Origin of the sequence: Protaetiibacter intestinalis, assembly GCF_003627075.1 — a bacterium.
GTDB lineage: Bacteria > Actinomycetota > Actinomycetes > Actinomycetales > Microbacteriaceae > Homoserinibacter > Homoserinibacter intestinalis.
This window is the reverse complement of the sequence record NZ_CP032630.1, coordinates 1,106,044-1,128,721: the sequence shown is the minus strand read 5'-3', so window position 1 is coordinate 1,128,721 and position 22,678 is coordinate 1,106,044. Positions and strand designations below refer to the sequence as shown.

The 22,678-nt window shown below is 73.8% G+C and carries 16 protein-coding genes; 8 read left to right on the top strand and 8 right to left on the bottom strand.

Annotated elements, in window-relative coordinates; translation table 11 throughout:
* Window positions 1–38: 38 nt before the first annotated feature.
* From D7I47_RS05425 to D7I47_RS05400, 6 genes are read right to left on the bottom strand one after another with little or no spacing between them, the layout of a single operon-like run.
* Window positions 39–905: a hypothetical protein gene (locus D7I47_RS05425; protein ID WP_120762096.1), complete on the bottom strand. Its 867-nt coding sequence runs from the start codon at window positions 903–905 to the stop codon at window positions 39–41.
* Window positions 906–917: 12 nt separating this feature from the next.
* Window positions 918–1,757 carry a hypothetical protein gene (locus tag D7I47_RS05420; protein WP_120762095.1) on the bottom strand — a complete coding sequence of 280 codons (840 nt, stop codon included), beginning with the start codon at window positions 1,755–1,757 and terminating at the stop codon, window positions 918–920.
* Window positions 1,758–1,767: 10 nt separating this feature from the next.
* Window positions 1,768–2,748: a hypothetical protein gene (locus D7I47_RS15025; protein ID WP_120762094.1), complete on the bottom strand. Its 981-nt coding sequence runs from the start codon at window positions 2,746–2,748 to the stop codon at window positions 1,768–1,770.
* 1 nt (window position 2,749) lies between these two features.
* Window positions 2,750–3,079: a hypothetical protein gene (locus D7I47_RS05410; protein ID WP_120762093.1), complete on the bottom strand. Its 330-nt coding sequence runs from the start codon at window positions 3,077–3,079 to the stop codon at window positions 2,750–2,752.
* Window positions 3,080–3,124: 45 nt separating this feature from the next.
* A complete protein-coding gene (locus tag D7I47_RS05405) occupies window positions 3,125–3,421 on the bottom strand; it encodes a WXG100 family type VII secretion target (protein WP_227000881.1) in 297 nt (98 codons plus the stop codon).
* A gap of 9 nt (window positions 3,422–3,430) precedes the next feature.
* A complete protein-coding gene (locus tag D7I47_RS05400; RefSeq protein WP_120762092.1) occupies window positions 3,431–3,742 on the bottom strand; it encodes a WXG100 family type VII secretion target in 312 nt (103 codons plus the stop codon).
* A gap of 299 nt (window positions 3,743–4,041) precedes the next feature.
* Between D7I47_RS05400 and D7I47_RS05395 the strand changes: the two genes are divergently transcribed.
* From D7I47_RS05395 to D7I47_RS05360, 8 genes are read left to right on the top strand one after another with little or no spacing between them, the layout of a single operon-like run.
* Entirely contained in the window at window positions 4,042–5,157 is a 1,116-nt protein-coding gene (locus tag D7I47_RS05395) for a serine/threonine-protein kinase (RefSeq protein ID WP_170154364.1), read from the top strand.
* A 1-nt stretch (window position 5,158) separates the two neighbouring features.
* Window positions 5,159–11,086 (top strand): Ig-like domain-containing protein, encoded by a 5,928-nt coding sequence (locus D7I47_RS14730; RefSeq protein WP_157981644.1) that lies wholly within the window; start codon window positions 5,159–5,161, stop codon window positions 11,084–11,086.
* Between the two features lie 15 nt (window positions 11,087–11,101).
* Complete coding sequence (locus D7I47_RS05390) at window positions 11,102–12,067, top strand: AAA family ATPase (protein ID WP_120762091.1); 966 nt, start codon at window positions 11,102–11,104, stop codon at window positions 12,065–12,067.
* Window positions 12,064–13,431 (top strand): DUF58 domain-containing protein, encoded by a 1,368-nt coding sequence (locus tag D7I47_RS05385; RefSeq protein WP_120762090.1) that lies wholly within the window; start codon window positions 12,064–12,066, stop codon window positions 13,429–13,431. The genes D7I47_RS05390 and D7I47_RS05385 overlap by 4 nt, the downstream gene beginning before the upstream one ends.
* Window positions 13,428–15,902, top strand: coding sequence for a transglutaminase domain-containing protein (locus tag D7I47_RS05380; RefSeq protein WP_120762089.1), 2,475 nt, complete (start codon window positions 13,428–13,430; stop codon window positions 15,900–15,902). Before D7I47_RS05385 ends, D7I47_RS05380 begins: the two co-directional genes overlap by 4 nt.
* Window positions 15,899–17,263: a DUF5684 domain-containing protein gene (locus D7I47_RS14725; protein ID WP_157981643.1), complete on the top strand. Its 1,365-nt coding sequence runs from the start codon at window positions 15,899–15,901 to the stop codon at window positions 17,261–17,263. The genes D7I47_RS05380 and D7I47_RS14725 overlap by 4 nt, the downstream gene beginning before the upstream one ends.
* Complete coding sequence (locus D7I47_RS05365; RefSeq protein ID WP_120762086.1) at window positions 17,260–18,057, top strand: PP2C family protein-serine/threonine phosphatase; 798 nt, start codon at window positions 17,260–17,262, stop codon at window positions 18,055–18,057. The genes D7I47_RS14725 and D7I47_RS05365 overlap by 4 nt, the downstream gene beginning before the upstream one ends.
* Entirely contained in the window at window positions 18,054–18,653 is a 600-nt protein-coding gene (locus D7I47_RS05360) for a hypothetical protein (protein WP_120762085.1), read from the top strand. Before D7I47_RS05365 ends, D7I47_RS05360 begins: the two co-directional genes overlap by 4 nt.
* A gap of 6 nt (window positions 18,654–18,659) precedes the next feature.
* Here the strand turns inward: D7I47_RS05360 and eccB are convergent, their stop codons facing one another.
* Both eccB and eccD read right to left on the bottom strand, forming a co-directional pair.
* Window positions 18,660–21,248: a type VII secretion protein EccB gene (gene eccB, locus D7I47_RS05355; protein WP_120762084.1), complete on the bottom strand. Its 2,589-nt coding sequence runs from the start codon at window positions 21,246–21,248 to the stop codon at window positions 18,660–18,662.
* 10 nt (window positions 21,249–21,258) lie between these two features.
* Window positions 21,259–22,593, bottom strand: coding sequence for a type VII secretion integral membrane protein EccD (gene eccD / locus D7I47_RS05350; protein WP_120762083.1), 1,335 nt, complete (start codon window positions 22,591–22,593; stop codon window positions 21,259–21,261).
* Window positions 22,594–22,678: the final 85 nt, after the last annotated feature.

Genomic DNA, 22,678 nt, shown 5'->3' with positions numbered 1-22,678 from the left:
GGTCTCCTTCGTCGCTGTCGGGTTCGATCACGGCCGGGTCAGGTGAACGCCCCGGCGCCCTTCTGGACCTGGGATGCGCCGTGCTGCGCCTGGGTCGCGGCGTCCTGGATCCTGCCGAGACCGCTCTGGGCGCTTCCCGCGGCGCCCGCTGCGGTGCCCGCCGCCTGGGCCATCCCCCCGACGACCGACCCGACGCCGCCGAGTCCCACCGCGTTGAGCCCGGCCTGCGCGGCCTGGAGCACCTGCTGGATCTTCTGCACGGCCGACTTCACCTGGTCGACGATCTTCTTGACCATCTCGACCATCTGCTTGAACTTCTCGATGCCCTCTTTGATGCGCTTGGTCCAGGCGACCACACCCTGGGCGATCGAGGCGACCCACCCCGGCACGCTCACGGCGCCGATGATGGTCGCCGCGGCGGCGAGCATGCCCGCGACCTTGTAGCTGAGCTCCTTGATGGCGGCCATGATCATCTTCGCGAGGTAGCCCGAGAGCTGCGTCAGGCCCTCGCATGCCGCCTCCATCGCCATCCCGAGCGGCGGGAAGAGCATGAGCGCACCCGCCACCTTGACCTGGCTGGAGATGAACGTCGCCGCGCCCTCGCCCTGCCAGCGGAAGCCGATCTGGGGGCCGACGGCGAGCATGTTCTGGGCGACGCCGCCCACCGCCTTGCACGAGTTGTTCCAGGCGTTCGCCCCGCGGGCGAAGGCATCCCAGTCGCCCGCGAGCGGCTTGGCGATCCACTCCTGCAGGATCGAGAACCCCGTGATGCCCTGGATCGCGGAGTCGATGGTCGACACGATGATGCCGGCCTCGGAGCGCAGCTGCTCGAGGGTCAGGCCCGCGCCCTTGGTGCTCGGGGCGACGAGGAACGATCCGGCGTCGACGGAGGCGGAGATGCTCATGGGGTGCTCCGATCAGCGGGAGATCGCACCGAGTGCCGCGGCCGACACCTGGCTGAAGATGGACGAGTCGATGAGGTTGCCGATCTGGGGCAGGGCCGCGACGGGGGTCGCACCCACGAGTTGCGCGATCGAGCCGAAGTCGAACGACACCGGGGTGCGTGCCTGCCAGAGGGACTTCAGCAGCTCGGGGCTGCGGCCGAGCGGATCGGCGGCGGCGCGATCGAGCCACACCGCGTGGTCGATCGGGGGCGGGGGAGCGAGCACCGCCTCGATCGGCGGCGGCCCGATGACCGGCGGGGGCGGCGGGGGCGCGAACACCTCGTGCAGCGGCGGCGGAGGGGGTGGCGGCACCTCGGAGACGGGGGGCGGAGGCGCGTAGCCCCCGGGCGACGTCCCGACGTTCGGCGGCGGGGTCGGGTACTCGCGCTCCTGGTGGGTGAAGTCGGGCGGGGGCACGGGGACGGCGTGGTGCACGGCGCCCGCGGCCGCCCCTGCGGCCGCTCCGCCCGCGCCGCCGAACCCCTTGCCCGAGTTCTCGAGCGCCTGCAGCATCCCGCGGATCAGGTCGTGGTGGGACTCCTCGAGCTGCTTCACCTCGTCCGCGTACTTCTTGACGAGGTCGCGGCGCTTCTCGACCAGGTTGGCGCCGATGCCGAATCCGCTGATCGCGAGCTTCCAGCTGATCTCGTAGATCGGGAAGACGATGAGCAGCAGCAGGCCGAAGTCCTTCCAGTCGATGTGCCCGTGCTCCTCGAGGTACGAGCGCGTCTTCTGCATGACCTGCTGCTGGCTCTCGAAGAACTGGGCGAGCTCCTCGAGCACGCCCTCCTCGATGGCGATCTTCTGCGGCATGACCGTCCTCCTACTCGCCGTCCGGGCGCGTGCGATGACGCCCGCCGGCGCCGGCCCCCGCGGAGCGCGGGGCGGCGTCTTCGTCTTCTTCGAGTTCGGGCGCCTGGAGGCCGAGGCCCGTCGGGCCCGAGTCGCTCTCCCCCTCGGCGCCGCCCATCATGCCGCCGCCCATCATGCCGCTCATGCCCGCGGAGCCTCCGGCGCCGAGCATGCCCGCGGCGCCGCCCGCGGCCGCGCCGCCCGCGCCGAGCACACCGCCCGCGCCGCCGAGCGCTCCGGTGCCTCCCGCGCCGAGGCCCGCACCGCCGACTCCGCCGACACCGCCGGCGAGGCCGCCCGCGCCGCCCGCGCCGAAGCTCGCGCCGCCGACACCGCCCGCGCCGCCGATCGCGGCGCCGCCGTCGAAGGCGAGCCCGCCGGATCCGGGGGTCGCATCCGGGTCGAGTCCGCCGGCCCAGTCCGGCGGGGTGGTGTCCTGCCAGGGAGCCGGGGGTGGCGTGCCGACGTCGATGATGCCCGAGTCGAAGTCGGTGTCCATGGGCTTGGACTGGTTGCCGACCGGTGCCAGGTCGCGCTCGAACTGCTTGAGGCCCTCCTCGCCGCGGTCGTCGTCGTCCTCGCCGAACAGGGCGTTCCACGCCTCGCTGAGACCCAGCGTGGCGACCCCCGCCGCGACCCGGCCGACGATGTCCTGGTTCACCTCGTCGAACTCCTGGTACTTCTGGTACACGCGACCCCACGCCTGGTTGGCCCAGTCGAGTCCGCGACGCGCCTGCTCGGCGGCGAGCTGCGCCCGCAGGATGTCGGCGCGCAGCGTCGCCGCGTACTGCGCCGCCTGCAGCGCCGACTGCCCCGTCCAGCCGGGCTCCGACGCGAAGTCGCCCAGCTGCTCGGCGAGCTCCTCGAACAGCGGCTCGAGCGCGTCGAGTGCATCCCAGGTGAACGGACCGTCGGAGACGACCCGCTCGAGTTCATCCGCCCACTGGCCCATGTCAGACGCCTCCGCCCGTGCCGAGATCGGAGGTGATCCGGCGCGCCTGCGCGTCGGCCTCCTGATCCGTCTTCACGAGGGTGTCGATCGCCGTGTCGACCTGCGACGCGAGGTCGCGGATGCGCTGCGCGAGCTGGTCCGTGACGGACGCCATCTCGAAGGCGCGGCTCCAGAGCGGCTGACTGTAGTTCATGCCGTAGTAGCTCTGCGTGCCCCCTATCCGGCTCACCTCGTCGCGCGACGGCAGCTGGTCGACCAGGTCGACCAGCCGCTGCATGGCGCGCTTGACGGCATCCGGATCCTCGACGCTGATGGTTCGTGAGCTGGTCACGATCCCTCCCTTCGCCCGGTCACGGGCGGCGACGCGATTCGACCGTCAGAGGGCGAAGCGTCCCGCGGCGGACTTGTCGGTCTGGGTGTACTGCGACGAGATCTCGTCGGTCTTCGACGCGATCTGCTCGAGCAGCTGCTGCATCTCGCCGAGCGACTTCGTCCACTTCGCCTGCGCCTGGTCGTACGAGGTCTGCGCCTCGCCGCTCCAGGATGCGCGGAGCTTGCCGACCTCGGACTCGAGCGTGTCGAGCTGGCTCTTGATGCCCGAGGCGCCGTTGCGGATCTGGGCGGCGAGAGCGGATACCTGTGCCGGGTCGACCGACATCGACTGCATGCTCATGATGTTCTCCTAGCTCATCAGCGAGCCGAGGCCCGAGATCGTCTGCTGGTGCTGCTCCTCGGAGGCAGCCTGGTCGCGTTCGGTGCCGGACAGGGCCGCCTCGAGGGTGACGAGCACCTCGTTGAGGTTGCGGGCCTTCTCGTCCCAGCTGTTCATGAGTCCGGTGAAGGCCGTGGCGGCCGAGCCGGACCAGAAGCCGCGCAGCTGGTCGATCTCGCCGCGCACCTTCTTCGCTTCTTGATCGATGCCCGCTTTCGCGGTGTTGACAGCCTGGGCCCCGCGACGCAGGGCTCCTTCTTCGGCTGAGATGACGTTGGCCATGCGCTCATTCCTCGTGGCTCGGTGGGATGTGGGGGGTGCTGGTGCGGAGGTGCGTTGCGAACGCGGGCACGCCGAATACCGATCCGAAAGGCTGGAAGCGGAGGGGGATTTCGTGGTGGTACCGCATCGCCGAGAGCAGACGCCGTCAGGGTAGACCCGCGGTCCCCGCCACCGCAATGGATTCAGCGAACTCCAAGCAAGGCGCTCGCTATCGCCCTCGCGCCGCGCGGAGTAGCATCGGCGCCACACCCGGCGTCACCCGTAGCTACCCCCACCACCACCACGAGATTCCGGCCGTCATGAATCGACGCTCTGCAGCGACCCCGCCCGTGCTCCCCGGGTTCAGCTACGTGCGCCCGCTCGGCTCGGGCGGTTTCGCCGACGTGTTCCTCTACGAGCAGGAGATGCCGCGGCGGGTCGTCGCGGTCAAGGTGCTGCTCGCGGATGCGCTGAATCCCGAGGTGCTGAGCTCGTTCGCCGCCGAGGCGGACGTCATGGCGCGGCTCTCGGCGCATCCGTCGATCCTCACGATCTACCAGGCGAGCATCTCCGCCGACGGCCGCCCGTACCTCGCGACCGAGTTCTGCCCCGACTCCTACGGGGTGCGCTACAAGCAGGCGCCGGCCTCGCTCGCCGAGACGCTCGACGTGGGGGTGCGGATGGCGAGCGCACTCGAGACGGCGCACCGCGCGGGCGTGCTGCACCGCGACGTGAAGCCCACGAACGTGCTCATCGCGAGCCTCGGCACGCCCGTGCTCGCCGACTTCGGCATCGCGGCGTCGCTCTCGGCGGCCGACGACGGCGACGAGTCGTTCGCGATGTCGGTGCCGTGGAGCGCGCCCGAGGTGGTGAGCGGCTCGACCTCCGGCACCGTCGCGAGCGAGGTGTGGTCGCTCGGGGCGACGCTCTACACGCTGCTCGCTGGGCGCAGCCCCTTCGCCTCCGACGACAAGACCAAGAACACCCGCGACGCGATGATCTCGCGCATCATCCGGGCGCACTACACGGAGCTCGGCCGGGCGGATGTGCCGCCCGCGGTCGAGGAGCTGCTGCGGTCGACGATGGCGAAGGATCCGTCGAAGCGTCCCGAGTCGATGGCGGCGCTCGCCGAGAAGCTGCGCTGGCTGCAGTACGAGCTCGGCCAGGTGCCCTCGCCCATCGAGATCGCGGGCGGGCTCGGTGCGGGCGTCTCGGCGGCGTCGGCCGGGGCGCCGCGCGGCCCCGTCATCACGACCGTCAACCCCGACTCGCGTCGGGCGGCACGCGCCGCCGCCGCGAGCGGTCGAGACCCGGACGCCGCCACGCGCCGGGCGTCGGCTCGCCGGCCTATTGGACTCGTGGTCGGGCTGGCCGTGGGGGCGGTCGTGCTGGTGGGCGCCGTCGTCGCGGTGCTGCTCGCGGTCGGGGTGATCTGAGATGCCCGCGCCCCGGCTGCTGCGTCATCCGGGGGTGCCCGTCGTCGCCGGGCTGGCGGTCGTGGGCGTCGTGGCGGGGTTCGCGATCGCGGCGCCCGGCTACGACTCGCGCGAGGTGCCGCACGTCGAGACCTCGGTGTGGGTCACGCGTGCCGCCGGCGAGTACGCGCGACTCGACACCGAGCTGGGCGAGCTTGACACCATCCGCAAGGTCGACGACCCGAGCGGGCTCGTGCAGTCCGGCCCCGCGGGGCTCGTGTTCGGGCAGGGCAACCGCCAGTACTGGTCGATCGACCCGGCCTCGCCCGCCGACCTCGTGGTCGACGAGGGCGGCGCCTCGGGGAACGACCCGGTCGCCCGCGCCCAGCCCACGCCGTCCGGGACGACCGCGGTGCTCGCGGGCGGGTCGCAGCTGCTCGCCCTCACCGGAGGGGGCCCCGCCTACCTCTCGGAGCTCGCCGACCCGGGTGCGGCGGTGGCGTTCCGCGTGCTCGACCCCTACGCCGACCTCCAGCTCGAGGAGGGCGAGACCCGGCCGGTGTACGCGGCGGATGCCGGGGCGATCGACGAGGCGGGCGACGTCGTGCTGTACTCCGCGGAGGAGGGGGCCGTGCGCCGCTGGGACGGCCGCTCGGGCGCGTTCGCGGGCGACGCGGCGACGGTGCCGGAGGCTCCCGCGGACGACGACGGCCTGGCGATGGCGCTCGTCGGCGGGCGCTGGGTGCTGTTCGCGCCGGACTCGGGGCAGCTCTGGGTGCAGGGTCGCGACGCCCCGATCACCGTCGACGTCGACGGCTCGGCCCTCCTGCAGGCCTCGAGCGGGACGGGCTCGACGGTGTTCGTCGCCGACGACCAGGGCCTCGTGGCGGTCGACCTCGACTCGGGCGCGGCCGACCGGCGCGTCGAGGCCTCCGGGGTGCCCGCGGCGCCGGCCGAGCTCGACGGGGTCGTCTACGCGGCGTGGCTCTCGACCGACACGGGCACCCTGTGGTCCTCCGACACCGGGGAGTCGATCCGCCTCGAGACCGAGGCCGACGCGCTCGACGCGGTCGTCACCCTGCAGCCGGTGCTGCGCGGCAACGGCGACCGGATGGTGCTCAACGAGACGAGCTCGGGGCTCGTCTGGCTCGTGCCCTCGGGCGAGCTCATCCCCACGGTGGCCTGGGCCGACGACGAGGTGAGCGACGTCTCCGAGGGGGAGGTGACGGTCGACGACGCCTCCGAGCAGCTGCCGCCGACCGCCGAGCCCGACTCCTTCGGGGTGCGCGCGGGCGCGCTCGTCGCGCTGCCCGTGCTGTTCAACGACCACGACCCGAACCGGTCGGATGTGCTGTCGATCTCGGCCGACTCCCTCGCGGCAGGGCTCGCCGACCCCTCCTTCGGCGACCTCGTGCTCACGAGCGGCGGGCAGGCGCTCGCCATCCGGGTGCGCGCGACGGCGGGCAGCACGACCTTCGGCTACGCGGTGACCGACGGTCTCGCCGTCTCGCCGCCGACCACGGTGACGCTGACGGTCGTCGCCGACGACGCCCAGTCGGCACCCGTGTGGTGCGGTGTGGCGCACTGCACCCAGGACTGGCCGACGCCGCAGCTCGCGGCGGGCGGCACGATCACGGTGCCCGTGCTCGACGGCTGGGTCGATCCCGAGGGCGACCCCTTCGTGCTCTCCGACGTGCGGGTGGCCGACCCCACCGCCCCGGTGAGCGCGATGCCCACCGCGGACGGCCGCCTCGCGATCCGCCACACCGACCCGAACGCGGGCGCCCAGCTCGTGACCGTCACGGTCGTCGTGATGGATGCACGCGGCGCGACGGCCGAGAAGGATCTCGAGCTCTCGGTGAGCTCGGCCCCGACGCTCAGCATGCGTCCGGGGGCATATATCGCGCGGGTGGGTTCCCGCACGGTCGTTGACGTCGTGAGCCTGGTGAGCGGCGGCTCGGGGTCGTACCGGCTGCTCGACGCCGCCGACTCCTCGACGCGCGCCGGCGGCCTCGCGCTCGAGGCCAACACGGCCGACGGCACGGTGAGCGTCGAGGCGAGCGCCGAGGGCGAGTACGCGGTGTCGGTCACGGTGCAGGACACCGGCACGCTCGCCGAGCGCAGCGCCGTGCTGCGGTTCACGGCGATCCCCGGTGCGCTGCCGCTCGCGGTGCCGCCGCTGACGGCGTTCGTGCGGGCGGGCGAGGATGCCACGGTGGGCGTGCTCGACGCCGTGCAGAACACGAGCGGCCGCGTGCTCATCGTGGCGACGGCCGAGTCCGACACCCCCGAGCTCACGGCGGGCGTCGTCGGCCAGAGCTACGTGCGCGTCCGCGGGTCGACGCAGGACGGGCAGCCGGGGCCGATCGGCACGATCCGCTACCAGGTCACCGACGGGGCGGGTGCCTTCGCGGAGGGCACGCTGACCGTCTTCCTCGTGGCGCCCGCGCACGACGTCGCCCCGATCGCCGTCGACGACGCCGTCACGGTGCGCGCGGGCGCCCTCATCGACGTGCCCGTGCTGGCCAACGACATCGGTCCGCGCGGCGAGCGGCTCGCCCTCTACCCGGACGTGACCGGATCGGGCACGCCGGGGGAGCTCGTCTTCGCCGCCGGCAGCACCGTCCGGTACCTCGCCCCGGACGAGCCCGGCGTCTACACCGTGAGCTACAGCAGCTACCTCGAGTCCTCGCCCGGAACCCTCGCGACCGCCCGACTCGACGTGACGGTGCTCGCCGAGGGTCAGAACAAGGCGCCCGAGCCGCGCCTGCTCGTGGCGCGCGTGCTCGCGGGCGGCACGGTCGACATCCCCGTGGACCGCTACGGGATCGACCCGGACGGCGACGTCGTGACGCTCGTCGACGTCGCGCAGCCCGGGGGCGGGCAGGGCGTCGCGACGGTCGCCGCGTCCGGCGCATCCATCGTCTACCGCGCCCCCGCCGCCGGGGTGCGCGACGGGCAGGTCGAGTTCGGCTACACGGTGCGCGACAGCGAGGGGCAGACCGCCACGGGCACCGTGCAGGTGGGGGTGCTCGACGAGGACGTGGCGGATGTGACCCCGGTGACCTTCAGCGAGCACCTGCGGGTGCGGGTCGGCTCGACGACGCCGCTCACGGTGCTGCCGCTGCTCAACGACCGCGACCCCGCGCAGGGCGCGCTGAGCCTCGTCGACCTCGTGCCGAACGCGCCCACGACGGGCGACGGCATCGAGTACGCGCGGCTCGAGGGTCTCATCGGCTCCGACACCTCGCTCGAGGACGGCGTCGTGTCACTGCTCGCCGGGGACGTCGTCGGCACCCACTCGTACATCTACACCGTGCAGTCCTCGGCGACCTCGAGCACGGCGCAGGGGCTCATCGTCGTGACGGTGTCGGAGGGCGCGCCGCCCGACCGTCCCGTCGTCGCGGACACCGTCGTCGACCTCACGACCCGCAACCAGCTCGCCCGCGGCATCGACGTCGTGAGCGGCAAGGTCACCTGGGCGACGGGCGATCCCTCCGGTCTCACCCTGTCGCTCTGGGACGAGGACGACGAGTACACGGTGAACGGATGGTCGATCTCGGGGCGTGCGCCCGCGGGCGGCGACCTCGTGCCGTTCCGGCTCGACGGCACCGACCCGGAGGGGCAGCCGGTCGTCGCCTACGGCTTCCTGCGCATCCCGGCGTTCGACGACATGCGCGTCGAGCTCGCGCCGGGCGTCGACCCCGTGCAGGTGGACGAGGAGGACGAGCGCAGCTTCGACGTGCCGACCGCGCTGCGCATCGACCCCGCCGATCAGATCGAGCTGCGCGAGGGCGACTTCCCCGTGCAGCGGCCCGGCTCCTCGTGCACGCGGGTGGACGCGACGCACGCGAGCTATCGGGCCGGCCGCGACGCACCGTGGACCGACACCTGCGCCGTGTACGTGCGCGTCGCCGGGCAGTCGGCGTGGAGCGTCGTCGCGGTGCCGATCCTCATCGCGCCGGGCGACCCGCAGCCGCTCCTCAACTCGATCACCCGCACGATCGCGCCGGGCGAGAGCGAGAGCATCGACCTGTACGAGAACCTCACCACCTGGGAGGGCGGCCGGGTCGGAGATGCCGCGGCGCTGCAGTACAAGGTGACCTCGGGCGGCTCCGCGTTCGTGCTGACCCAGTCGGGCCGCAACGTCACGATCGAGGCGCGGGCGGACGCGCCGCCCGGCACCCGGGTCGCCTTCGTCGTCTCGCTCGTCGGGCAGGACGTGCTGACCGCGACCATCACGGCCGTCGTCGGCATCGCCGCGCCCGACAGCCCGAAGGGCGCCGTGCTGAGCACCCAGTGCAGCGTCACGGGCGGCGCCTGCACGACGAAGGTCATCGGCGTGCCGGGTGCCGGCGAGTACGACCCCTTCGCCGGCAGCACGGGCGCCGGGCTCACGCTCACGGGCGTGTCGGCACCGGACTGCGCGGTCGCGAGCTTCACGGCATCCGGTGACCAGATCACGGCGAACTGGCCGCCCGGACCGAAGCCCCTCGGGGGCAGCTGCACGGCCGTCTTCACCGTGAAGGATGCGCAGGGCCGCCCCGGGACGGGCGAGCTCACCCTCGACCTGCAGGGCTACCCCGCCACCCCGCAGACCGTCACGACGGTCGCCTACACGGCCACGAGCGTGACCGTCGAGGTCGCGCTCGGCGACGCCGCATCCGCCCACCCGGCGCTCACCGCGGTCGCGCTCTACGAGGGCAACGCGAAGGTCGCCACCGTGTGCACGCCCGCGGGCCCCGCCGCGTACCGCTGCACGATGAACGGACTGCAGAACGGGCAGCCGCACGGCTACAGCGCCCGCGCCGTCAACACCGTCGGCGAGTCGGCGGGCACGACGGTGCACACGACGTGGGCCTACGCGGCGCCCAAGATCGACCAGCTCACGGCCGAGCCCGTGTACGACGGCGAGAAGACCTCGGCGACCGAGGGCGTCGTCCAGCTGAAGATCAAGGCCGGCGACGACGCGCTCTCCTTCCGCATCGACAACACCCACACGACCGTGCCGCGTTCCGGGGCGACGACGACGGCGACGATCACGCTGCCGGCCGGCGCGCCCGTCTCGGTCACCGTCATCCCGGTGAGCAAGTTCGAGCCGCCCACCGGCAGCGGCGGCGAGGGCTCCTCGAAGTCGGTCACCGTGACGCCCGCCGGTCTGCCCATCTACCCCTCGGGCCCGGCCGTGACCATCACGAGTTCGACGACCGCGACGGTGACGATCGCGGATCCGGATGCCAACGGCTCGTCGAGGCCGCGCGAACAGCGGTTCTTCGCGACGACGGGCGACGGCGGTTGCTCGCTCGACTCGCACGGACACGTCACGGGCCCGAACGGCGGCGACGACCGCAGCAACGACGACGGCCACTTCACCGGACTCAAGAAGTTCACCGACTACCACTTCTTCGTGTGCGCGACCTTCGGCTTCGGCGTCATGCGGTCGGATGTCGTGGACAAGATCAGCTACGTCCCGCCGCCCGCCCCCACCGGCACGCTCAGCTACACGGTGGACGGCAGCCCCGCGCTCGGCGGGTACATGGCGTGGGACTCGCTGGACACGGCACCCGTCATCGCGCCCGCGCCCACCGACTTCACGATCGTCTACTACCGTGACGGCACTCCCGGCCCGTCGTTCCAGATCGACAAGTCGAAGTACTCGACCTACGCCGTTGCCTACTGCCTCCAGACCGATCCGACCCAGTGCGGCCCGCAGGCCGCGATCACACCCGCGAAGTTCGGCGCGCCGTTCGACATCACCTTCTACTCGGGCCTGTGCCCGACGACCACCCCCGTCCCGACGGTGAGTTCCTCGGCGACGGGGCAGATCGTGGTGTACACGACCCTCGTCCTCTTCGACCCCCTCACCTTCAAGTACACGTGGTCGTTCCAGGTGGCGGCCTACGGCACCTTCTCGTCCATCGACGGCCTCATCGTGACCTGCACCTCGTGACCCGAAAGGACCACCATGACCATCACCCAGCAGCAGGCCGACTGGTTCACCGAGGCCTTCGGCCTCATCGCGGCCAACGTCGAGCAGGCGATCCTCGGCAAGCGCAACGTCATCGAGCTCGTGCTCGCGACGGCGATCAGCGAGGGGCACGTGCTGCTCGAGGATGTGCCGGGCACGGGCAAGACGGCGCTCGCGCGGGCGCTCGCCCAGTCGATCAAGGGCACCTCGAGCCGCATCCAGTTCACCCCCGACCTGCTGCCGGGTGACGTCACCGGCATCACCGTCTTCGACCAGAAGAAGGGTGTGTTCGAGTTCCACTCGGGGCCCGTGTTCGCCAACGTCGTGCTCGCCGACGAGATCAACCGCGCGAGCCCCAAGACCCAGTCGGCGCTGCTCGAGGTCATGGAGGAGGGCAACGTCACGACCGACGGCGTGACGCGCCCGGTGGGCACCCCGTTCCTCGTGATCGCGACCCAGAACCCCGTCGAGCAGGCGGGCACCTACCGGCTGCCGGAGGCGCAGCTCGACCGCTTCATGATCAAGACCTCGGTCGGCTACCCCGACGACGCGGCCATGACCCGCATCCTCACGGGCGTCGCGGCGGGCAAGACCGCGGTGCAGGGCATCGTCGAGCTCGAGACGATCGTCACGATGACGGATCTCGCGCGCGGCGTCTACGCCAACCCGCTCGTCATCGACTACCTCATGCGGATCGTCAACCAGACCCGCCTCGCCTCCGAGGTGCGGCTCGGGGTGAGCGTGCGCGGCGCGCTGTCGTTCACCAAGCTCGCGCTCACCTGGGCGGTCAGCCGGGGGCGCACCTACCTGCTGCCGGACGACGTGGCCCGCGTCGCCATCCCGGCGCTCGCGCACCGCATCATCCTCGACCCGGAGGCGGAGTTCGACGGGGTCACCGCCGAGCAGGTCGTCGGCAAGATCCTCGTCGACGTGCCCGCACCCAAGGAGAACGGCACGGCGTGAGCGACCACTCCGAGACCACCAGCCGCTCGCGGTCCGGGTCGTGGACCCGCAGCCGCGGCGAGACGATCACGCGCACCGGCACGGGGCGCACGGGCGTCGTCGAGGCGGGCTACGCCTGGACGCGCCGGGTGTCGGGGCGTGCCTCGCGCCTCGTGCGGGCGGTCGCCGGCTGGCTGCGCGAGACGGTGGAGCCGCTCGGCTGGTTCCTGCTCGCGGTGCTCGTGCTCGCGATCCCCGCGGCGTTCGCGCTCGGCTGGACGGAGGCGGCGGTCGTCGCGATCGTGGCGGCGCTGCTCGTGCTCATGAGCCTCGTCTTCCTGATCGGCGGCACCGACATCGACATGCGGCTCGTGCTGGAGCGCGACCGCGTCGTCGCCGGCACCGACGCGCACGCCGCCCTGCACCTCACCAACACCTCGCACCGGCTGAGCCTGCCGTGCGTGGTCGACGTGCCGGTGGGCGACGGCCTCGTCGAGGTGCGGGTGCCGCTGCTGCTCGGTCGCGCGGTGCACGTCGAGCCCCTCACGATCGGCGCCCGCAGGCGCGGCGTCGTGCAGATCGGACCCATGACGATCGCGCGCGGCGACCCCATCGGCATCCTGCGCCGCGAGGTCGCCTGGCCGCAGGTCGAGCAGCTCTACATCCACCCCGCGACCGTCTCGGTGCCGCGGTTCAGCGCCGGCTACATCAAGGACATCGACGGCAACCCCTCGCGGCAGATCGTGGATGCCGACCTCGCCTTCCACGCGGTGCGCGAGTACCTGCCGGGCGACTCGCACCGGCACGTGCACTGGAAGGCGACCGCGCGCACCGGCACCCTCATGGTGCGCCAGTACGAGGAGAGCCGGCGCTCGCGGCTCGGCGTCGTGCTCGACCTCGTGCGGTCGAACTACGCCGACGACGAGGAGTTCGAGCTCGCGGTGAGCGCCGCGACCTCCCTCGCCCTGCAGGGCGTGCGCGAGGGGCGCGACGTGCTGCTCGCGGTGAGCGCCGAGCAGCCCGAGTCGACCCGCGGCCGGGTCATGTCGGTGCGCACCCTGCCGACGCTGAGCCCCGTCGCGCTGCTCGACGCGGCCGCCACGATCGAGGCGCACACCAACGCCCTCACGCTGGAGGAGGCGGTCGGGCTCACCGGCCAGTCGCATCCGGACCTCTCGATCCTCTACGCGGTGACGGGCAGCCTCACGCCGCTCGCCCGCGCACGACGGGCCGCCTTCGCGGCGCCGAAGGGCGTGCTCGCGGTCGTCACGCGCTGCGAACGCGGCGCGCAGCCCGGGTACCGCCCGTTCGCCGAGTTCTCGATCATGACCGTCGGCGCCCTCGTCGACGTGCGGTACCTCATGGCGAGGGGGGCCGCGGCATGACCGACGCCTCCCCCCGCACCCCGCTCTCCCGCGTCATCCCCACCGTCGTGCTCGTGGCGGCGGGGGTCGTCGTCGCGACCGTCTCGGCGTGGCCTATCTACCAGCACGGGGCGATGGTCCAGGTGGCGGTGGCGGGCGGCGCCCTCGGCATCGCCCTCGCGGTGCTCGCCCGGATGCTGCGCTGGCCGTGGTTCGCGGCACTCGGGGTCGCCCTGCTCGGCTACCTCGCGCTCGCGGTGCTCGTGGCGATCCCGGGGGCGACGGCGTCGCTGCCCGCGGCGTTGCGCGGGCTGCGCGACGCGCTGTTCGGGATCGTGCTCGGCTGGAAGCAGCTGCTGACGCTCGAGCTGCCGCTCGGCGACTACCAGACGGTGCTCGTGCCGTGGCTCGTGGTCGTGTTCGGCGGCGGGTTCGCGGCGACCGCTTTCGGGCTGCGGCCCGGCCGGGTCGGGTTGCTCGCGCCGCTGCTCGTCGTGGCGATGGTCGGATTCGGGGCCGCGTTCGGCGCGGCGGAGACCGGCACCGGGCTGCCCCTCCCCGGGCTCGACGGCCCGACGGTGCGCGTCGTGGCGATCGGCCTCGTGACGGTGCTGCTCGGCGTCGGCTGGCTCGCCCTGCGCCGCCGCGGCGAACGCGCGGCCGCCCTCGCGCGCGCATCCGGGGTCACGACGGGTGTCGACCGGCGCACCGGCGGGCGGGGCGCGATCCTGCGGCGCGGGGCGCTCGGCGCGGGCCTGCTCGTGGTCGCCTCGGTCGCGGGCGCGGTCGTCGCGCCGGCGGTCGCGGGCGACCGTGTGACCTTGCGCGAGGGCATCGACCCGACGATCGTCGTCACCCGCATCCCGAGCCCGCTCGGCGACTACCGCAGCTGGTTCGACACCGACGCGTTCGACGCGACCCTGTTCACCGTGCAGGGTGCCCCGGCGGGCGTCGACCGGGTGCGGCTCGTGACGATGAGTACCTTCGACGGCACGCGCTTCCAGGTCGACACCTCGCGCGCCGAGCGCTTCCAGCGGCTCGCCGACCCGATCCGCCCGGCCGACGCGGTGCCCGTGACCGTCGAGATCGGCGACGGCTACACGCTGCCGTGGCTGCCTATCGTGGGGCGGCTCGAGAGCGCGCCGAGCTTCGAGGGGTCGCGGGCCGGGGCGCTCGCCGACGCCCTCTACGTGGCGCCCGGCGGCTCGACCGCGATCGAGGTGGCCGACGGCGCCGCGCTTCCGCTCGAGGAGGGCGACGGCTACCGGATGTGGGTCGCGCCCGATCCCGGCACCGACCGGCTCGCCGCGACCCCCGGCGGCGACGTGCGCATCGACCCCGGACTGTTCCCGCAGCTGACCGCGTGGGCGGATGCCGCCGAGCTGCCGCGCACCGGGGAGGGGCTGCTGCGCGGCGTCGAGCTGCTGCGCGACCGCGGCTACCTCTCGCACGCCCGCGCGGACGACGCCGACGCGGCCGCCTGGGTGGCGGGGCTGCAGGCGCGCACCGACTACCGCTTCGAGCCGAGCTTCGCCGGCCACTCCACGGCCCGCATCGAGGACATGTTCCGCGCGCTCTCCGACCAGCAGCGCAACGCGGGGCCGGGAGCCCCCGACGAGCTGCTCGTCGCGGCGGTCGGCGACGACGAGCAGTTCGCGGCGGCCGCCGCGCTCCTCGCGCGCTACCTCGGGCTCGACTCGCGCGTCGTGCTGGGTGTGCGCCTCGCCGACGCCGACCCCATGGCGGGGGTGCGACCGTGCGACGACGGGGTGTGCACGGGCGGCAACGTGACCGCCTGGACCGAGGTGCGCGACGCATCCGGGTCCTGGGTGCCGGTCGACGTGACCCCGCAGTACATGCGCAGCATCTCGCGCGTGACCCTCAGCGAGGTGCCGCCCGAACAGCCGACCGTGCCCGACGACCCCCAGGCCGAGGTGCTCGAGCCGCCGTCGGCGACCAGCACCGACACCGAGGACGCCGACAAGCCCGCAGACCAGGATGCCGGGGTGCCGGAGGGCCTGCGCCGCATCCTGACCGCGGTCGTGACGATCGTGGTGAGTCTCGCGCTGCTCGCGCTGCCGGTCGTCGCGGTGCCGATCGTGAAGGCGACGATCCGTCGCCGTCGCCGCGCCCAGTCGATCCCCGAGGTGGCGATCGTCTCGGCGTGGGAGGAGCTCATGGACGTCTACGCGGATGTCGGGATCGGCCCGGTGGCGGGCGGCACGCGGCGCGAGATCGCGGCCGCCGTCGAACGTCCCGCGGCGGGTCGCCTCGCCGCGCTCGCCGACGTGGCCGTGTTCGCGGAGCATCCCCCGCAGCGACCCTCGAGCGAGGACGCCTGGGCGATCGTCGACGCCGAGCGCAGCGAGCTGCGCGGCGCCGCCTCGCCGTTCGCCCGCATCCGCGCGGCCCTCAGCCTCGAGTCCGTGCTGCACCGGCTCGGTCGCCGCGCAGCCCACCCCCACCCGACACCGAAAGGCCCCGACGAATGAACGACTCCAGCGGTTACCTGTTCGCGCTCATGATCCCGGGCGTCTCGCTCCTGGTCGGGATCGGCATCTACGTGTGGAGCGCGATCGCGCTGAGCCGGGTGTTCGGCTACATGGGCGCGCCCGGCTGGAAGGCGTGGGTGCCCGTGCTCAACGTCGCCGAGCTGCTGCGGCTCGCCGGCATCAGCCCGTGGTTCGCGCTGTTCCTGCTCGTGCCGGTGCTGAACCTCGTGGGGCTGTTCTTCCTCATCACGGCGTACCACCGCATCAATCTCGCCTTCGGCAAGGGTGTCGGGATGACGGTGCTCGCGGTGCTGCTGTTCCCCGTGTGGGCGACGATCCTCGCCGGGGTCGGCGCCCGGCGGGCCGCGGAGCTCGCGGGCGGGGCACCGGCCGCGGCCCCCGCTGCGGCCCCGGCTGCCGCCGCGCCCGCCCCCCAGCCGGTTCCCGCTGCGGCGCCCGTGCCCGAGGTTGCACCCCCCGCCCCCGCGCCGGCCGTCCCTGAGCCCGCGCCCGCCGCAGCGGCGCCCGCCCCCGCGTCGCTGTTCGCTCCGCCCGTCGAGGAGGCCCCGCCGGCCGCGCCCGCGTCGCTGCCGCCGCTCCCGGGCGCCCCCGAGGCCGCCGCCGACGAGGTGCAGGAGACGGTCGTCGTCCCCTTCGTGCCCACCCCGGAGCCGGAACCCGTTCCGGAACCGGAACCCGTTCCGGAACCCGAACCCGTGCCGGTGCCTGTTCCCGAACCGACGCCGGTGCCTGTTCCCGAGCCGGAGCCGACCCCCGAGCCCGTTCCCGGACCCATCCCCGTCCCGGAACCTGCTCCGGTGCCGATCCTGGTCCCCGAGCCGGAGCCGATCGCCGCACCCGCCCCGGAGCCTGTGCCGGTCTCCATCCCGGAGCCGGAGCCGGAGCCTCAGCCGGAGCCGGTCCCGGAACCCGCGCCCGAGCCGCTGCCCGCACCCGTGCTCGTCCCCGAACCCGAGGACGAGGAGGACGAGGATCACACGGTCGTCGTCGAGCGGGCGCCCAAGGTCGTCTGGGAGCTCGTGACCGAGGACGGCGAGCGGCTCCGCATCCCCTCCGACCGCGTCGTGCTGGGACGCCGCCCGAGCGACCCGGGCGACGGCTCCGTCGCGCTCGCCGTGCCCGACCCCACCAAGACGCTGTCGAAGGTGCACGCGCGGCTCGAGCGCGGCGCCGACGACGCGTGGACGATCACCGACCTCGGCTCGACGAACGGCGTCATCATCCTGGCCCCCGACGGCGCCGAGCAGACCCTCGAACCGAACGCGACCGCCCGGGTCGAGGGCTCCTTCGTGCTCGGCAAGCTCACCCTGCGCATCGAGCGCTCGGGGGGCGCCGGATGAGCGGTCTCCACGTGCTCGACGGGGTCGTGCTCGAGGTGGGGGCGGCGACCGACCCCGGACTCCGCCGCGAGCTCAACGAGGACTCGATGCTCGCCGAGCCGCCCGTCTACCTGGTGGCCGACGGGATGGGCGGCTACGAGTCGGGCGATCGGGCGAGCCGGGCCGTCGTCGACGCGTTCCGCACGGTGTTCGAGGGGCGCGTGCGCGCCGATCTCGACGGCATCCGCGACGCCCTCGACGACGCGGATGCCGGGGTCGCGGCGGTCGCGGGCGGCACGCAGCGCGGTGCGGGCAGCACGGTCGCGGGCGCCGCGCTCGTGTGGCTCGACGAGCTGCCGCAGTGGGTGATCTTCAACGTCGGCGACTCGCGGGTCTACCGCCAGCAGGGCGACACGCTGCAGCAGGTGACCGTCGACCACTCGCTCGGGCAGGAGCTGTTCCTCGCGGGCAGGATCACGGCCGAGGAGCTCGCGAACTTCCCCCGCCGCAACGTCATCACGCGGGCGATCGGCGCCCCCGACGCCGACGCCGACAGCTGGGTCATGCCGGTCGTCAACGGCGAGCGGCTGCTGCTGTGCTCCGACGGGCTGCACGGCGAGGTCGACGACCAGGGCATCATCGAGCTGCTCGTCGCGCATCCGGATCCGACGGAGGCGGCCCGGGAGCTCGTGGAGGCGGCGAAGCGCGGCGGCGGCAAGGACAACATCACGGTCGTCGTGGTGGGGGTCGTCGAGGGCGGGCTGCTCGAGGCGCCCGAGCCGGCGGAGGTCGACGAGGACACGGTCGACGCATGAGCACACCGGAGCGGGACGAGGACGACGAGACCGTCGTCGTCGACCGCGCCGTGCCCGCGCCGCCCGCGGACGAGGAGCCGGAGGCGGAGGACCACACCGTGGTCGTCGAGCGGGAGGACGACGCGACGGTCGCCGTGGAGCGCTCCGGCTCGACGACGGGCGAGCACACCGTCGCGGTGCCCGTCGACTCGGAGGGCGCCCCGCTGCAGCCGGCACCCGCCGAGACCTCCCTCGGGCACGACTCGGGCTCGCTGAGCCCCGTCGGCCCCAAGCTCGCCCGCCCGGCCGGGGCGCGCCGCCGCGGCGAGCTGCGTCCCGCGCCCGTCCCCGCCGGCTTCGGCCGCACCGCGACCCGCGCGGTGGGTGCCGGCGCCGTGCTGAGCTACGCCCCCGCCGAGGTCGCCGCGGCACAGGCCACCGCCCAGCCGATCGCCGCCGCGGCGGAGGCCACCCGCTTCCGCGCGCCGTCCATGCCCTCGGTGCTGCGCAGCTCGCGGCGGGCGGCGGTCACCGCGGTCGTCGTGCTCGCGGGGGCGTGCGTCGTGTCGATCGGCGGCCTCGCCGCGGTCATCGTCTTCCTCGTGACCACCCGCTGACGCGGGTCACGCCTCCGGGTCGGGCGTGGTCGACGGGAACAGCCCGCCACCCGTGCGCGGGGGCGGCTGCGGTTCGGGGCGTCGGCGTCCGAGCGCGATCACGACGATCGCCCCCACGACCACGAGGCTGAGGCTCGCGATGCCGATCGCCAGCTCGCGGGTGATCCGGATGGGCGGCACGCCCGCATCCGGCGCGAGTTCGACCCCCGCCGGGGTGAGGGCGGGCGCCCCCACGCCCTCGGGGGCGGCGGGGCCGCGCAGACCGGCATCGGGCAGCACCGTGAGCGCCTCGAACGGCTGGATGAAGCCCCAGCCGTCGCGGTCGTCGCGGGTGTCGGGGTCGGCGCGCGCGGCGCTCACCATGAGCCGGTACTCGAGCTGCGCGGGGGTCTCCTCGGGGAAGCGCTCGCGCAGCAGGGCGACCGCGCCGGTCGCGTAGCCGGTCGCGTAGCTCGAGGAGGGATCCGTCGCGTTCGTGAACTGGCAGTTGCCCGCGCCGGGGGCCGTGCTCCAGACGTCGGCGCCGGGCGCCGAGACGTCGACCTGCGGACCGTGGATCGACGTCTCGGTGACGCGCCCGTCGAGTCCCGCGGCCGCGACCCCCAGCACATCCGGGTAGGCGGCCGGATAGCGCAGACCGTCGGTCGTGACGACCGCGGTGTCGCGGTTGCCCCCGCTCGCGACGAGCACGACCCCCGCGGCGACCGCCTCGCGCACGGCGGCCGCGAGCTCCGGGTCGTCGACGGGCTGGCTGAGCGAGAGGTTGATGACGTCGGCGCCGTGGGCGACCGCCCAGCGGATGCCGGCCGTCACCTTCGCGGTGTCGGGGCCGAAGCCGGCCTCGACCGAGCGGTCGTCGTCGCCGCGGAACACCCGCACCGAGAGCAGCTCGGCCTGTGGCGCCACCCCGACGATGCCCGAGCCCTCCACGGGGCGCGCGGCGATGATGCCCGCGACCGCCGTGCCGTGCCCCTTGACGTCGGTGAAGCCGTGCGGGTCGGTCCCGTCGCCCACGAGGTCCACTCCGCCCACCACCGCACCCGCGAGCTGCGGGTTCGCGGCGTCGATGCCCGAGTCGACGACCGCCACGAGCACCCCCTGCCCGGTCGCGAGCGCCGACGCCGCCGACAACTGCAGCTGGGTGAGCGGGGTCGGCGTGCCGGCCTGGAAGGCGACGACCCCCGGCGTGCACTCGTCGGCGGCCGCGGTGCGGCCGTCGACGGCGAGGGCCGAGGGGGTGGGCTCGTCGGACGGCGGCTCGACGACGCGCTCGCCGGTGTCGGGGGTGGAGCCCGCCGCGGCGACCGTGAGCTCGGGGCCCGACGGCAGGAACTGCAGCCAGCGGTCGGTGACGCGCGACACGTGCTCGGGCAGGTAGCCGAGCCGCGCCAGCACCTCCTCGTCGGCACCCGGGACGGGGAACGCCGTGCCGGTGGCGTCGACGATCGTGACGACGCCCTGGCTGTCGGAGCCGACCCCGCCCCCGCGCACGAGCGCGCCGGTCGAGGGCTGCAGGCGCACCCCGTCGGCGTCGAGCGCGACCGCGGGGGCCGCCGCCGCGGCGGCCAGCACCGTCGTGGGGTCGCCCGTGTCGTCGTGCTGCAGGAGCGCGCAGGCGGTGCCCTCGAGGGGGGCGAGCGTGCCGGACGGCCAGTCCCCGCCCGCCGGCGCATCCGCCGTCGGGAGCGCCGCGAGCTGGGCGGGGGAGACCGAGACGGCGGGGCCGAGCACGGCCCCCGCGCCCAGCAGGTAGAGCTGGTACGCGAGTTCGCCGAGCGGGGCGAGCCGGCCGTCCGAGGTCACCAGGAACCGCCGGTCGTCGGGGGTGCCGTCGGGGTGCACCACCTGGCCCACGATGAGCGAGGTGCCCGGCACCTCATCCCCCGCATCCGGCACGTCGAGCGGCGCGAGCTCGTCACCCGGCGCGAAGAGGTTGAGCCACCGGCCGTCGACCGGCAGTGGGCGCGCCTCGTCGAGCCCCACCGCGCGCAGCACCGCATCCCGCGCCGACGCCGGCACGGCGAAGCGGCGGTCGCCCGCGACCACGTAGTCCTCGTCGTTCAGCTCGACGACGACACCGCCGTCGCTCGCCTCGGCGAGCGGGCTCGCGGCGATGCCCACCGCCGTGCCGTCGGGGGCCGGGCACGCGGTCCAGCCGTCGCCCTGCAGCGAACCCACCGCGGGCAGGTCGTCGGGGGCGCCCACGATGCCGATCGTCGGACCCACCGGTACGCCCGAGATGGTCGCCTGGTCGGTCATCACGAGCCGGAACTCCGACGACTCGATGAGCAGCCGCGCGCTCGCCGTGTTGATGACCGGGTAGAGGGTGCCGTCGACGGCGACGAAGCGGCCGCCCGTGTCCTTCAACACGATGAGCGAGTTCTGCTGCCAGCCCTCCGGCAGCCCCGGCCGCAGGAAGCCGTAGAACAGGCCCGCCACGACGACCGCCGCGGCGATGCCGATCCCGGCGATCACGGCGCGCAGCGGCTTCGCGGGCTCGAGCTCCTTGCCGCCGGGGGCGCCGCTCGTGAAGGCGGTCAGCAGGCGACGCCGACTGAAGCCGACGGCCTCCTGAAGATCCTTCTTGGTGGCCATCGGCGGCGGGTCAGTTCAGTCCGGCGGTGATGACGCCGAGCGGCAGGAGGGAGGCGACCACGAGCACCTCGGCGATGTCCGCGATCCGGGTGACCGCGGGTCGCGCGCGCGGGGCGAGCAGCGTGAGCGCCACGATCACCGCCGTCGCCGCGAACAGGATCACGAGCAGGGCGGCGTGCAGTTCCGGCTGCGAGACGGCCACCGTGATGCCGGTCAGCACGAGCCCCACCACGCCGATCGCCATGATGACGAACACCCCGACACGGGCGTAGGTCTGCCGCGAGGGGAACATCATCGCCGCGAACGCGGCCGCCATGAGCGCCGCACCCCAGGTGCCGGATGCCGCCACGAGCGGCGTCGCCAGCACCACCGCGAGCGCGAGCCCGATCCGGATCGCCACCGCGATCCGCCGACCCGAACCCACCTGCGCGGCGATCGCGGCGCTGTCGATGGGCGCCGGCGTCGCGAAGATCTCCTGATCGCTCTGCGGCGAGATGACCTTGATGCGCACCGTGCTGAGCGCGAGCCACGGGATGAGGCCCGCGCACGACCCCGCGACCGCGACGAGCACGACCACCGGGAGCAGCGCATCCGCCCCCATCGTGGCGACGAAGACCGCCGGGATCGCGACGGCGACGCCGGCGACGATCGGCACGAGGTGCGGATCGCGCGGCAGCGAGAGCGCGAACGACGCCATGCCGACCACGACCGCGGCGATGCCGGCGAACATGAGCGGCCAGCTCCACAGCTCCTCCGTGAGCCCCAGCCCGTAGAGGAACCCGGCGACCCCGGCGAGCGCGGCCGCCGCGAGGCCGATCCCGGCCGCCGCGTCCGGCTGCCCGAGCCTGCCCAGCACGATGCCCGTCACCGTGAGCACCACCGCCGAACCGGCGGCGATCATCCAGCCGAGCGCGCCCGGCCCCGACAGCACCAGCACGAGCGCCGCGAGCGCGACGAGGCACAGGCTCACCGCGAGCGCGGTGCGCGCGTGGTCGCGGGGGGTCCACGGATGGTTCTGGCTCGAGGTGGCGTCGATGACCGTCTCGACGACGTCGTCGTACACCTTCGGCTGCACGAGGTGCACGCCGCGCAGCAGCGTCAGCACGTCGCCGTCGCGCACCCCCTGCTCGCCGCACGTCTTCGCGGGGTCGAGGGCCGAGCCGTCGGTGCGCTGCAGGGCGTACCCGCCGTGGGTGAGCGAGGGGTCGAGCACCCCGAGCGAGCGGGCGAACCCCGGCAGCAGCTCGATGATCGCCACCTGGCTCGGGATGCCCACATCCAGCCGCCGACCCTCGCTCGCGACGGAGACCCGGATGACCGAGGTGACTGCCGCGGGGGTCGACATGTCGGTCATCCTAGTGACGCGGCCCCACGTGAGATAGGCCCAGGATCACGGGGTTCGTTCCGATAGGCTGGGGTGTAATCCCCCG